The organism is Pseudonocardia alaniniphila (genome assembly GCF_022524485.1).
In the GTDB taxonomy this organism is placed as follows: Bacteria; Actinomycetota; Actinomycetes; order Mycobacteriales; family Pseudonocardiaceae; genus Pseudonocardia; species Pseudonocardia alaniniphila.
In genome coordinates, this window is record NZ_JAKXMK010000001.1 from 131,234 (window position 1) to 144,410 (window position 13,177).

At 69.5% G+C, this 13,177-nt stretch carries 11 protein-coding genes; 3 read left to right on the forward strand and 8 right to left on the reverse strand.

The genetic code is table 11. From position 1 onward, the window contains the following. Positions 1 to 73: 73 nt before the first annotated feature. The 3 genes from MMF94_RS00590 to MMF94_RS00600 form a co-directional block, all read right to left on the reverse strand. Complete coding sequence (locus tag MMF94_RS00590) at positions 74 to 253, reverse strand: DUF7455 domain-containing protein (RefSeq protein WP_241034194.1); 180 nt, start codon at positions 251 to 253, stop codon at positions 74 to 76. Positions 254 to 257: 4 nt separating this feature from the next. Then, the gene (locus MMF94_RS00595; protein WP_241034195.1) at positions 258 to 494 is read right to left on the reverse strand and encodes a hypothetical protein; all 237 of its coding nucleotides are present in this window, start codon (positions 492 to 494) and stop codon (positions 258 to 260) included. Positions 495 to 790: 296 nt separating this feature from the next. Beyond that, a complete protein-coding gene (locus MMF94_RS00600) occupies positions 791 to 1,540 on the reverse strand; it encodes a hypothetical protein (RefSeq protein WP_241034196.1) in 750 nt (249 codons plus the stop codon). Positions 1,541 to 1,734: 194 nt separating this feature from the next. On the opposite strand from MMF94_RS00600, the gene MMF94_RS00605 reads away from it, so the two are divergent. Beyond that, entirely contained in the window at positions 1,735 to 2,106 is a 372-nt protein-coding gene (locus MMF94_RS00605) for a response regulator (protein ID WP_241034197.1), read from the forward strand. A gap of 130 nt (positions 2,107 to 2,236) precedes the next feature. After that, on the forward strand, positions 2,237 to 4,216 hold the full coding sequence (locus MMF94_RS00610) for a GAF domain-containing protein (RefSeq protein ID WP_277398630.1): 1,980 nt from the start codon (positions 2,237 to 2,239) through the stop codon (positions 4,214 to 4,216). A 9-nt stretch (positions 4,217 to 4,225) separates the two neighbouring features. Here MMF94_RS00610 and MMF94_RS00615 read toward each other — a convergent pair whose 3' ends face one another. Next, the gene (locus MMF94_RS00615) at positions 4,226 to 4,879 is read right to left on the reverse strand and encodes a response regulator transcription factor (RefSeq protein ID WP_241034199.1); all 654 of its coding nucleotides are present in this window, start codon (positions 4,877 to 4,879) and stop codon (positions 4,226 to 4,228) included. Between the two features lie 207 nt (positions 4,880 to 5,086). Further along, a complete protein-coding gene (locus tag MMF94_RS00620; RefSeq protein ID WP_241034200.1) occupies positions 5,087 to 7,147 on the reverse strand; it encodes a phosphocholine-specific phospholipase C in 2,061 nt (686 codons plus the stop codon). Positions 7,148 to 7,453: 306 nt separating this feature from the next. Between MMF94_RS00620 and MMF94_RS00625 the strand changes: the two genes are divergently transcribed. Next, complete coding sequence (locus MMF94_RS00625) at positions 7,454 to 7,831, forward strand: cupin domain-containing protein (RefSeq protein WP_241034201.1); 378 nt, start codon at positions 7,454 to 7,456, stop codon at positions 7,829 to 7,831. 378 nt (positions 7,832 to 8,209) lie between these two features. Here MMF94_RS00625 and MMF94_RS00630 read toward each other — a convergent pair whose 3' ends face one another. From MMF94_RS00630 to MMF94_RS00640, 3 genes are all read right to left on the reverse strand, one after another. Next, complete coding sequence (locus tag MMF94_RS00630; RefSeq protein WP_241034202.1) at positions 8,210 to 9,481, reverse strand: YibE/F family protein; 1,272 nt, start codon at positions 9,479 to 9,481, stop codon at positions 8,210 to 8,212. Positions 9,482 to 9,593: 112 nt separating this feature from the next. After that, the gene (locus MMF94_RS00635) at positions 9,594 to 10,997 is read right to left on the reverse strand and encodes a DHA2 family efflux MFS transporter permease subunit (protein ID WP_241034286.1); all 1,404 of its coding nucleotides are present in this window, start codon (positions 10,995 to 10,997) and stop codon (positions 9,594 to 9,596) included. A 1,934-nt stretch (positions 10,998 to 12,931) separates the two neighbouring features. Continuing rightward, on the reverse strand, positions 12,932 to 13,099 hold the full coding sequence (locus MMF94_RS00640; RefSeq protein ID WP_241034203.1) for a hypothetical protein: 168 nt from the start codon (positions 13,097 to 13,099) through the stop codon (positions 12,932 to 12,934). Positions 13,100 to 13,177: the final 78 nt, after the last annotated feature.

A 13,177-nucleotide genomic window follows, 5' to 3' on the forward strand; every position in this document is an offset into this window, starting at 1 on the left:
TCGCGGTGCCGTCCCCTGAACATGACGCGAGCCCGGTCGCGGGAGGAAACCGGGCTCGACGAATGGGCGATCCTCAGGGATCGATACTGAGCTCTGCGCCGATCTCGCGCAGCCGGGGCTCGTGCTGACGTGCGTGGTGCCTGCAGAAGAGGAGCTCGTTGCCGGCCGGGAGCAGTGCCCGCATCCGCGCGGCGGCGCTGCAGCGGTCGCAGCGGTCGAAACGGGTGAGAACGGGGAAGTCCTGGATCGTCATGTCGTCACGCCGCCTCGAGCAGGGCTGCGCCGGAAGCGGTGAGCCGGGCCGGTCCGTGGTGCGAACCGGCGTCGATCAGACCGGCGGCTGTGAGCCGAGGGCCGGTGAACTGGTCGCTGAGGAACCGCCCGTCCACGACCAGCGCGCCGCCTGTGTCGTCGGAGATCTCGCAGCGGCCCGCGGCGACGGCGCGGAGAACGGCGCGGTCGCGGTAGCTGAGGGGGTTGGCGGTGGTGATCATCGTCGTTCTCCTTCCGGCTCTGTCGTTCCTGTGACCCTTGAAGGATCCGTCGCGGGCCCTGTCTCCTGCCATCCCGCTGCCCCCCGAACCACTGGAGCGAACCCGCCAACCGAGAGTGGGGGTTGCCCCCCACCCGCACCGGCTGCTGCCGGATCAGGCGACTCACAGGGTGGGGAGGGGCGACTCACGAGGGCACTCGCGAGCCGCCGAGTACGTCCGGCGCATGACGAAACCGGCCTCGGCGAGGAGGCCGGTCTGTGGTGGCCGAGCGGCCGTGCACCGGGGAAGGAGCGCAGCTAGCGCTGCATGCGCGCGGCGGCGGCGAGGACGGCCGCCGCGTGCGCCCGGGCTTCGTCCGGGCTGTTCACGGTGCGACACGGGATCACGAGGATCCGCGCACCGAGGAGGTGGACACCTCCGGCCCAGGTCACCTTGTAGGGGTCACGCTCGGCGTATCCGGCGGGCCGGATCGGGTCGGGCAGCTCCACGCTCGCGCGCAGCGGCGTCTGCGCCCGCGCGGGCCCTGGACTGGTCGCCGGAACGCTTCGCAGGGTCACCGACTCACGCCGGCTCCCGTACAGCTCGATCGAACACGGCTGTGCGGTCGCGCTGCGCGCGTTCACCTGGGTGTAGCCGGACGGTGACTCGGCCGGCTCCGCGTCGTGCTCGGTGCCGGCCGTGGTCGAGCGGACGATCGTCGGCCGGAACGGGGACGGGTGGCGCGCGCCCAGGGGCGCCGACTGACGCTTGTCCGTGGACACCGTCGCCGCGGTCGTGACGGCGTCGATGACCTGGCGGACGATCTCGCCCTTCGCCTCGTCCGTGATGTCGGCCGAGTGCCAGTCGATCGACGAGGCGATCCGGGCGAACTCGTTCCCGTCGTCCTGCTCGGACGGATGGGGAGCAGGGGGGCGGACGAGCCGGTAGCCACGGGCGTCCAACCAGGCAGCCATGTGCGCAGGAGCACGGGTGGCCGGGGCCGTGCCGGTGCCTGAGGCGAGGAGGTAGTCCGTCATCGCGTTGGCAATCACCGTGGCTGTATCCACGGGATGAGAGTGCGCTTCGCCCGCCCTCCTGTCGTCAGGGCCTGCGGGCATCCGCTCTACCGGTTGGCAGGAACCCGCAGTGGGTGTCAGCCCGGCCCGCGGGCCCTCGCCGGCGCCGTGCTGGGCCCGGCCGGGCATCGCTCGTTCCGGCTAGCTGCAATGTGCGACGCGCCGACTACTGCGATGCTGAACGTGTGCTGCGACGTTGCCTGATTGTTGACGACAACGAGCGCTTCCTCGAGATCGCCCGTCTCAGCCTTGAACGCCAGGGACTGGAGGTGGTGGGGACCGCGACGAGTATCGCCGGGGCCCTGCTGGAGGCGGCCGTGTTGCGCCCGGATGTCGTGCTGGTCGACGTCGCCCTGGGGGAGGAGAGCGGGTTCGAGCTCACCCGGCGGTTGGTCGAGGACTTTCCTGAGCTCCGCGCCCGCGTCGTGCTGATCTCCACGCGCGGCGAGGAGGACCTCGCAGACCTGATTGCGTCCAGCCCTGCGGCCGGATTCCTCTCCAAGTCGCTCCTGTCAGCGACCGCCGTGCTCAACCTGGTGGACGCCGGAGGGCGCTGAGCGGAGGCATGAATGCCACGCGGGCAGCGGCATCTCGGCCTGCATTCGGCGCAGGCGCACGTGGCGACGTGTCCGCAGGGTCGTCAGGGAGGCGGACCCCGGATTAGCGTCTCGCTGCGGGAGTCGTGAGATGGCAGATGTCCGGATTCGACCGTCCGTTCTCCGCCGGCTGAGTGGATTGCTCGTCGGCGTTGTGCTCGTGGCTGCGATCAGTGGTCTGATCGAGCTCCTCGACGGGCATGTTCCCGTCATCAGCCTGCTGGTTCTCTACCTGCTGGCGGTCCTACCGGTCGCCCTCATCTGGGGTTCGACGGCAGCGGTGGCGGTGGCGATCATCAGTTCCGGGGCCTACCTGCTCCTGTTTCTGAAGCCGGCCCGCATCCGTGCCGACGATCCGCAGACCTTGTTGCCGCTGGTGATCTTCCTCATCACCGCGGTCGTCGTCGGGCAGCTCGCGGCGCGGGCGCAGCGGCAGGCGCGGGAGTCCGCGAGGCTCACCGAGGAGCAGACGGCGTTGCGGCGGGTCGCAACCCTCGTGGCACAGGCGAGCCCGCCGTCGGAGGTCTTCGAGGCCGTCACGCGCGAGGTCGGCCTGCTGTGCGGCGCCGACCTCGCGCGCCTGGAACGCTACGACGACGACGGGACCGTGACCGGTGTCGCGGCCTGGAGCCGCGTGCCGGTGCGGCTGGCCGTGGGCACGCGGTTCGCTCTCGAGGGACTGAGCATCGCCGCCCGGGTGAAGGAGAGCGGCGGTCCCGTCCGGGTGGAAGGCTTCGTAGGCGCCAGCGGCCCGATCGCCGAGGAGGCCCGGCAGCTGAGGATCCGTTCGTCGGTGGGCTCCCCGATCGTGGTCGCCGGGCACCTCTGGGGTGTGATCGCGGCCTCGACGCGCAGCCACGTCCCGTTCCCGGTCAACACCGAGGCGCAGATGGCGGACTTCACGGAGCTCGTGGTCACCACGATCGAGAACGCGCAGGGTCGCGCCGAGATCAGCGACCTCCTCGACAACCAGGCCGCACTGCGGCGGGTCGCGACCCTCGTCGCCCGTGGCGCGCCCACGGCGCAGGTGGTCGCCGAGGTCGGGGAGGAGGTAGGCCGCGTGCTCGGAGCCGAAGCCACGATGACCGTCCGGCTCGATCTGGACGGCCTGGTGACGGTGGTGGGCAGCACCGGTGTGCACGGCGAACGGCTGGCCGAGGGGACCCGGTGGAAGATCGACCCGCCGCACGCCCTCGCGACCGCGCTGGCCACGGGCGAGCCGGCCATTCTCGACGACATCAGCGAGGTACCCGGCGAGTTCGCTGCGGCGATCCGCGAGACCGGCATCAGGTCGGCCATCGGCATCCCGATCGTCGCCGGGGGCAAGTCGTGGGGCGCTCTCGCCATCGCGACGCGAAACGCGCGCTTCCCCGTCGGCACCGAGCACCGCATGGCGGCCTTCACCGAGCTCGTCGCCATCGCCGTCGCGGACGCGGAGAGCGCGGCGGAGCTCGCTGCCTCCCGGGCCCGGGTCGTCGCCGCGTCGGACGAGGCGCGGCGGAAGATCGAGCGGAACCTGCACGACGGCGCGCAGCAGCGGCTCGTCACGCTGGGGCTCGAGCTGAGTCTCTTGCAGGGCTCGGTGCCGCCGGACCTGGACGACCTGCGATCCGGGATCGGCCGGATAGCGGCGGATCTCGCCGAGGTCCTCGACGAGCTGCGCGAGATGTCGCGCGGGATCCACCCGGCGGTCCTCTCCGAGGGAGGGCTCGGATCTGCCCTGCGGGCGCTCGCCCGCCGCTCGACGGTGTTCGTCGAGCTCGACGTCCGGACGCAGGCCCGCTTTCGCGAACCGGTCGAGGTCGCGGCGTACTACGTCGTCTCCGAAGCGCTGACGAACATGACGAAGCACGCCGACGCGTCGCGCGTGACAATCCTCCTGGAGGAGCGATACGGGAGCCTGTGGCTCGAGGTGCAGGACGACGGCGTCGGAGGCGCCGATCCGGCGCGCGGGTCGGGACTCGTCGGCATCCGCGACCGGGTGGAGGCCCTCGGTGGGACGTTCGAGGTCAGCAGCCCGGTCGGCGACGGCACGCTGGTGCAGGTGACCCTTCCGATCCTGCCCCGGTGACGGTCGCCGTCAGCGGGCGTCCAGGAACGTCAGTACCGCGAGCACACGGCGATGGCTGTCATCGGTCTCGGGCAGGCTCAGTTTCGTCAGGATGCTGCGCACGTGCTTCTCCACCGTGCCCTCGCTGATCCAGAGCCGGCGTGCGATGCCTGCGTTGGAACGGCCTTCGGCCATGAGGGTGAGGACGTCGCGTTCGCGGGCGCTGACCACGGCGAGCGGGTCGTTGCGCTTGCGGGCGGCCACCAGTTCCTGCACGAGAGCGGGGTCGACGACGGAACCACCGCGGGCGACCCGTTCGAGCGTCTCGATGAACTCGTTCACCTCGGTGACGCGGCTCTTGAGCAGGTAGCCGATGCCCTGGCCACTGGCGAGCAGCTCCATCGCGTGCTCGACCTCGACGTGGGCCGAGAGCACGAGGATCCCGGTATCCGGCTGCTCCCGGCGGATCTCCCTGGCCGCCTCCAGCCCCTCGTTGGTCTGGGTCGGCGGCATCCTGATGTCGACGACCACCAGTTCGGGTGTCGTCTCGCGGACGAGTTCGAGCAGACGGGTGGCGTCACCCGCCTGGCCGACGACCTCGAAGCCCGAGCGTTCGAGCAGGCTTGCCAGGCCCTCGCGAAGCAGGACATCGTCTTCGGCGATGACCACACGTAGCTGGGTCATGGCCGCTCGAGCGCTGGTCCTGCGCGGGCGTGGGCGTGCGGATACGGCGCATAGCTCATAGGGGGATTATCCCGACGTCGGGGGCTCGCAGCGAGCCATCGGCACCTCTCGCCCCATTCGGCGGCTTCCCGGAGCACCGGAACCGGCCGGCGCCGACTGCTGGAACGGCCAGGTTGACGGAGCCGGTGACACGGCCGGCGGGCTCTGTCAGCGCGCGCCGATCGCCGGATCGGACATCGTGGTCCTGCCCGTCTCGACGTGCCCGGCGAGGCGCCGCAGGAAGGTGCCGTCCCCGTCGGAGACCACGGACAGGTCGTACCAGCCGTCACTGCCGGCAGTGCGCACCGTGTGGACCACACGTCCGCCGCGCGCGATGTGATAGACCGCCGACTGGTCCGTCTGCTTGACGTCGTTGACCGTGAGCCGGACGGCCCGGGCGCCGCTGTTGGTGAGCACGAGCTGCACTTCTGCGCCTGCCGAGCGGTGGCGTGCAGACACCTCGGGGCCTGCATTGCTCGTGTGACCGGCCAACCGGCGCAGGAAGCCGTTGGGACCGTGCACCGTGAAGTCATAGGCCCCCCTGTCGGCAGCCGCGATGGTCCAGTCGCCCGACAGCTGCTTTCCGGCGCTGACGGTGTAGGTCCACGGTCCGTTCGTGTCGGTCGACGAGGTGACGTAGAAGCACGCTCCCGCGGCACCGTGGTTGGAGAAGGCGAGGTTCAGGTGGCCGCTCGTCAGGCACCCGTCGGCTGCCAGGTCGTAGGGCAGCGGGAGGGCGGGGCGCCGGCCGGTCTCCTGCTTGGGGAGCGCCGGATTGTCGGGCAGCGTGGGGACGTAGTCCTTGTGCCTGATCTTGTCCGGTGGGTAGTAGGTGTTGGTCGCCGGGAGGGCCGGCACGCCCGCGTCGGCACGGGAGAAATCGAAGGCCGAGGTGAGGTCACCGCACACGGTGCGCCTCCACGCGGTGATGTTCGGTTCACGCACCCCGAAGCGCTGCTCGATGAACCGCAGGACCGAGGTGTGGTCGAACACCTCCGAACAGACCCGGCCACCCCTGCTCCACGGCGAGACGACGAGCATCGGGACGCGCGGACCGAGGCCGTAGGGTCCCGGGACCTGGCCGGGCAAGGCCGAGCCGAGGAGCTCGTCGCTCACGTCGACGGTCGACTTCCCCTGCGCCGCCGAGGACGGCGGGTAGGGCGGCACCATGTGGTCGAAGAAGCCGTCGTTCTCGTCGAAGGGGATGAGCAGCGCCGTCTTGCTCCACAGGTCCGAGTCGTGCGTCAACGCGTCCAGCAGCTGCGCGATGTACCAGGCCCCGTAGTTGGGCGGCCAGTTCGGGTGCTCGCTGTAGGCCTCGGGCGCGACGATCCAGGACACCTGCGGAAACGCGCCCGCTGCGATGTCGGCGCTCAGCACGTCGAAGAACCCGTCGCCGTTCTTGGCGTTCGTCCCGGTGCGGGCCTTCTCGTAGAGCGGCTGTCCGGGAACGGCGTTGCGATACTGGTTGAAGAACAGCAGCGAGTTGTCGCCGTAGGTGCCCCGGTAGGCGTCGTCGATGTTGCCCCACTTACCCTCGTCGGTAAGGCCGTCACCGATGTCCTGATAGACCTTCCAGGAGATTCCGGCCGCTTCCAGCCGTTCGGGGTACGTCGTCCAGCCGTAGCCGAGCTCATCATTGGTGACGACCGGACCGCCACCTTTTCCGTCATTACCCACGTAGCCGGTCCACAGGTGGTAGCGGTTCGGGTCGGTGGGGGCCATCATCGAGCAGTAGTAGGCGTCGCAGATCGTGAACGCATCGGCGAGCGCATAGTGGAAGGGAATGTCATCCCGGGTCAGGTAGGCCATCGTCGTGGTGCCCTTGCTGGGTACCCACTCGTCGTACTTCCCTTCGTGCCACGCCGCGTGGGTGCCGTTCCAGCTGTGGTCGAGGTCCTCGATGAACTGCAGTCCGAGATCCTTGACGGCCGGCCGAAAGGGCAGCACGTCGTCGGAGTTGTGAGGCTGCTGCCACACCGACCGCCCGTCGGGAAGGGTGACGGGATGGGGGTCTCCGAAGCCGCGCACGCCGCGCATCGACCCGTAATAGTGATCGAAGGAGCGGTTCTCCTGCATCAGGATGACGATGTGCTCGATGTCCCGGATACTTTCGGTGCCGTGCTGAGGTTCGATGGCTGCCGCGCGGGCGATGCTGTTGGAGAACATGGAGGCGACAGCTGTGCCGCCCGCCAACTGCACGAATCTGCGACGGCTCAAGGCGGTCATCGATCAGGTCTCCCGGGTTCGAAACAATGTTTCTCGGGATAGCCTCATCAGCGCTCGCGGATTTCAGTTGACCGGTCGACGACGGCTGGGCGAACTTCCGGCGACCGGTCGTGTGATGCGTATTAACCGAATGTCCACTCGGGCCGGCTGCGCCTTATCTCCGTTCGGTCCGATCTGTGTGGAGATCGCCGGGCGCCATGGACGATCGCCGGTCCGCCGGCCGCCGGGAGAGTGAGTCTGTGTACTGCTCATGATCGATGCTGGACACTCAGAGGCCCTCTTTGTCGTCCAGGAAGGCCAGTTGCCATGACCGCACCTGAACTTCGGCCGGTGGATCTGACGGTCGTCGACACCAACACTGCCGAGTGGACGCTGTTCCCGATCCCTCAGATCGGAGTGGAACTGGACGCCCTGCCGTTGATCGCGGACCCGGACACGGGCATGCAGGTCTTCAAGATGGTCTACCGCGCGGGTTTCACGAACCCCTGGCACCACCATCCCTGTGCGCATGGCATCTACGTGCTCGACGGCGTCCTCACCACCCACGGAGGGGAGTTCGGGCCGGGTAGCTTCGTGTGGTTCCCCGAGGGCGGGATCATGGAGCACGGGGCCTCTGCGGACGGTGACGTCACCTTTCTCTTCATCACCAACAAGCCGTTCGACATCCACTACGTCGAGCGTTGAGCGCTGAATCGAACCCAGGCGAGGTTGTCAAGGTCAACGTGATGTGCCCCATTCGGTCTCGACGGAGGCGTTTCCACCACCGACATTGGTGACGGACCGTCGGGCGTCGAGGCGTGCCGGCGGTTCCATACACTGATCGACCGGATCCCGCCGTGCCCCCGAAGCATGCGCGTGACCTGCAGCCCCGACCTGCTCGAGACCCCGGCTCGAGCCGAAGGAGTTCAACCTCGTGCTTGCTGACATCCTCCTGCTCGTGCCCGCCTGCATCGCCGGAATCGGCGGAGCGCTGCTCGGCGACAAGCTCGGGCTCTGGATCAAGGGCGCACTCGCCGACCGCGGAAGCCGCTGAGAAGCCGCCCGCGGCGGGGCCGTACGCCGCTATCCAGCAACGGCTGACCTGCCTCCGCGGTGGCTGCGCGTGACCACGGCGACGGCGAGCGCGGTGGTGAGTGGAACCGACGCTACGAGTCCGATGCTGCCCACCAGGGTGCGGACGACCTCGGTGGCGATCACCTGTGTCGTCAGCGTGTCGGTGAGTCCGCGTTCGGCCACGCTGAACAGCAGGAGGAGGGGGAGCGCGGCTCCCGCGTAGGCGAGCACGAGGGTGTTGACCGCGGATGCGACATGGTCGCGGCCGATGCGCATGGCGGCGCCGAAGAGCGCGGTGGGGCGAAGGTAGGGGTCGGCGCGACGTAGTTCCCACACGGCGCTGGTCTGGGTGACGGTGACGTCGTCGAGGGCGCCCAGGGCTCCGATCATGAGACCGGCGAGTACGAGCCCGCGCCCGTCGAGGTCGGTGCCGAGCGTGGAGGCGAGGTTCGCGGTGTCCTCGTCCCTGCCGGTCAGCGATGTCAGCGCGGCGAACGCGGCACCGAGCACGCCGATGAGCAGCAGGCTGAGCAGCGTCCCGAGCGCGGCGGTCGACGTGCGCGCGGAGAATCCGTGGGTGAGGTAGAGGACGCCGAACATGATCGCGCAGCACCCGACGACGGCGACGGCGAGCGGATCGCGGCCTGCAAGGATCGCGGGAAGCATGAAGGCGAGCAGCACCACGGCCGTGAAGCCCAGCCCGACGAGCGCCGCCAGGCCGCGCCACCGTCCGAGCGCCAGCACGGCAGCGGCGAAGACGAGCGCGAGGACCAGCAGCGGCTGGTCGCGTTGGAAGTCGACGATCTGGTACGAGTCGGGGTCGGCGGGGTTCTCGCCGCTCCAGAGCATGATCACGTCGTCGCCGGCACCGAAGGGGGCCTTGCCCCGCACGACCGACACCAGCGTGACGATGCTCTGGCCGGCTCGCGGTCCCTCGGACATCTCGGCGGTGAGGGCGAGACAGCCGCTGCCCCCGGGCTGCCCGTCGGTGCAGTCCACCTCGGTCGCCGCGGTGACGTGCGCGGCGATCCGCACGGAGGGGTCCTGCGCCGAGGGCCGTCGGTCCTCGAAGGGGTAGAGCACGATCAGGCCGACCACGGTGGCGAGGAGTGCCGGTACGAGCAAGGCTGCGATCGCGAACCGGACGCGTCGGTCGGCGGGCGTGGCGGGCCCATGCCCGTGCCCGTGTCCGTGCTCCGGTTCGATCCCGCCGCGCGTGCTTCGGCCTCGATGCCGGTGCCGGGCGCCCACGTACTGCGGGGACGGGTCCTGGGGGTGCACAGGGCGATCCTCCCGCGCCGGCGCCGGCACCCTGCGACCGCCGGGCGCCACCTGGTCGGATCCTGGTGCCTGCCCGGCGGTGTTCAGCTGTGTCGTGGGTGGCCGCCCGTGATCAGGAGGCGGCCGAGGTGGCCGGTGCGGGGGTCGGCTCCGTGGCGGCCGAGGGGCGCGCCACCAGGAACGACAGGCCGACGACGACGATCGAGATGACCGCTGCGACCAGGAACGCCGTGTGGGTGCCCGCGGCGTCGATCGCTCCGGTCGGATCCGCGGACCCGACCGTCGTCACGGTGATGAACAGAGCCGTTCCTGCTGCGCCTGCCACCTGCTGCAGGGTGGTGACGATCGCGCTGCCGTGGGAGTAGAGCTCGCCGGGCAGCGATCCCAGCGCGTCGGTCATGAGCGGGGTGAACATCAGCGACAGACCGATCGTGAGCACGACGTGGATCGCGATGATCATCCACAGCTGCGACTCCGCGCCGAGCGTGGTGAACAGCCACAGGGCGACGCACAGCACCATCGCGCCCGGCACGACGAGTGGGCGGGCGCCGAACCGGTCGAAGAGCCGCCCGACCACTGGTCCCAGCAGCCCCATGACCAGACCGCCCGGAAGCAGCGCCAGACCGGTGGCGAGGGTGGTGGCCCCGAGCACGCCTTGCATGTAGAGCGGCAGCAGGATGAGCGCCCCGAACAACGCCATCATGCTGATCACCACCAGAACGAGGGCCACTACGAACGGGCGATGGGAGAAGGGGCGCAGGTCGAGCAGGGCCCGGTTGTCGGCCTGCAGCCGGAGCTGGCGCGCCACGAAGGCGACCAGTGCGATCGCCCCGATCACGATCGGGATCAACGGCGTGATCCTCGCTTCGCCGCGCAGGGCCTCGCCGATGCTGCTGAACCCGTAGAGCAGGCCGCTGAAGGCCACGGCCGAGATCAGGGCCGAGGCCACGTCGAGGGGCACCCGCTGGGTGTCGGCCGGAATGCGCAAGCGGGCGGCGCCGATGGCAAGGGCGATCACCGCGATGGGGAGCACGATCCAGAACATCCAGCGCCACCCGAGCGCGCCCAGGATCAGCCCCGACACGGTGGGGCCGATCGCCGGGGCGACCGCGATGACGATCGTGATGGTGCCCATCGTGCGGCCTCGTCGATCGGCCGGCACCAGCCGCATCACCGTGGTGATCAGCAACGGCACCATGACGGCGGTACCCGTGGCCTGCACGACCCGGCCGACGAGGAGGACCCCGAAACCCGGAGCGAGCGCTGCGATCAGGATGCCCGTGGTGAACAGCGACATCGCCGCGAGATAGATCGACCGCGGAGGAAATCGCTGGAGCAGGTATCCGGTGGTCGGGATGACCACGGCCATTGTGAGAAGGAAGCCGCTGGTGAGCCATTGCGCGGTGCTCGCGCCGATCTCCAGGTCGGCCATGAGCGCCGGCAATGCAACGCTCATGATCGTCTCGTTGAGGATCATGGCGAATGCCGATCCCACCAGCAGGGCGACCACGACCATGGCGCCCGGTGGCGGATTGGCGGACTCCGCCGTGGATAGCGACGTCGCGTCCGAGGATGCGGCCGCTTCGCCCCCCGTCGAGCCGTGCTCTTCGGCAGTCACACTTTCTCCGTTCACGTCGGTGTCCCCCCTGGCCGCCGGCGTCCCCTGGTGGCGGTACTCCTGAGAATAGAACCGTCAGCGATCGGGCCGTCGCGGTGTGTACCTGGTTGGGGAGCCCGGCGCGCCACGCCTTGCGGGAGCACAACCTAGAGCTCGCGCGTCGTCGATTCATCTCAATAACGCGTCTGTTCGCGCGGAGCGCATTGCGGCCGCGGTGATTCCGCGCCGGCGGGCACGGCGGCCGGTCGGCCGGGCTCCGCTGACGAGGGCGCGGTTGACGAGGGCGCGGTTGACGAGGGCGCGGTGCATTGATCAACTTTTCGGGCTCCGTAGCAGTACATTGCCCGGTTCTCGCCCCCGAACCGGTGATCATGGCGGAACAGCACCCCGTCGACCCGATCCCGGTCCGACGGCTCCACCTTCCGGAGCCCGCGCCACCCATCGCCCGGCGGGCCGGACCGCACGGGCGATCACCGACGAATCCGGCGCGTCCCGTCCGCGGGCGTGCGGCCGGCGTGCCCGCCCGCTTCGGCGACTCCGTGACCATCGATCACATCGGCTCGGCCGGACGCATCCCGGTCGACAGCCCGGCCGCGCGCTACCGCACGTCGTGCCGCGCACCTCTTGATCAACGCTTCGGTCCGGCGGCAGCACATGACCCGGCCGCACCCTGACTCCGCCCGGCCGTCCGGTGTTCGAGATCGGCGCAATCCGTTGTCCGGGGTGGCGCCGAGGCGACGATTGCCCCTGGATCTGGCTTCTTGCCGGCCTGCCCGGTGGGCCGAGCCGACCTTCGGCCCCGGATCTGGTGTCTGGTCGCCCTGTCGGCGTTGATCAACATTTCGGGCCTCGCGGCAGGGTATGACCCGGCTCCTGGCCCCGACTGATGATCATGTGAAATCCGGTGCCCCTGACCCGGCCTTGGCGGTCTGCTGTCCGAGAACGGCGGCAACCTGTTACCCGAGGTGGGTCGAGCCGACCTTCGGCCCCGGATCTGGTGTCTGGTCGCCCTGCCCGGGCGTTGATCAATATTTTGGGCTCCGCGGCAGGGCATGGCCTGACTGCCGGTTCCGAACTGGTGATCACGTGGAGTCCGGTGCCCCGGCCCTGGTCTTGGCGGTTGAGCGTCCGGAGTCGGTGGCGCTCTGTTGTCCGGGGTGGCGCCGCGGCGGCGATTGTCCCTGGGTCTGGCTTCTCGCCGGCCTGCCCGGGTGTTGATCAACTTTTCGGACCCTGCGGCAGGGTATGACCCGGCTCCCGGCCCCCAACTGATGATCATGCGGAATCCGGTACCCCTGACCCGGCCTTGGCGGTCCGCTGTCCGAAAACGGCGGCAACCTGTTACCCGAGGTGGGCCGAGCCGATCTTCGCCCCCGGATCTGGCGTCTGGTCGCCCTGCCCGGACGTTGATCAATATTTCGGGCTCCGCGGCAGGGCATGGCCCGACTGCCGGTTCCGAACTGATGATCATGTGGAGTCCGGTGCCCTGGCCCTGGTCTTTGACGGTCGAGCGTCCGGAGTCGGTGGCGCTCTGTTGTCCGGGGTGGCGCCGAGGCGGCGATTGTCCCTGGATCTGGCTTCTTGCCGGCCTGTCCGGGTGTTGATCAACTTTTCGGACCCTGCGGCAGGGCATGACCCGGCTCCCGGCCCCCAACCGATGATCATGCGGAACCCGCCGCGCCCGACCCGTCAGAAGTCGGCCGCGACCGGTCGCCCGCGTGGGATGCCGAGCCGGGAGTCGCCGTCCAGCCCGAGGAGTGGTCGGAAACTCATGATCATCACTTGTGGCCCTGCAGCAGCATATGACCCGGTTCTCGACCCTGAACCAGTGATCATGAAGGTGGAGAGTCGGCCCCGGGGGCATAGCTCGCGGTCGCCGCTGCACAGTTGCCGAGCCGCCGCTCGTGGATCTCGGCCCCGTGGACGTCGAGCGCGGGTGGCGGCAGGCGGTAGGGCGGTGGGGTGGCGGAGTACGTCACCGGGCTGTGGACGCTCGGCACGCCACCGGATGTCACCACGGGGTCGAGCCCGAGGCTCGGATCGGAGAGGCCGGTGGATCACACCTCGGCCACAGATCA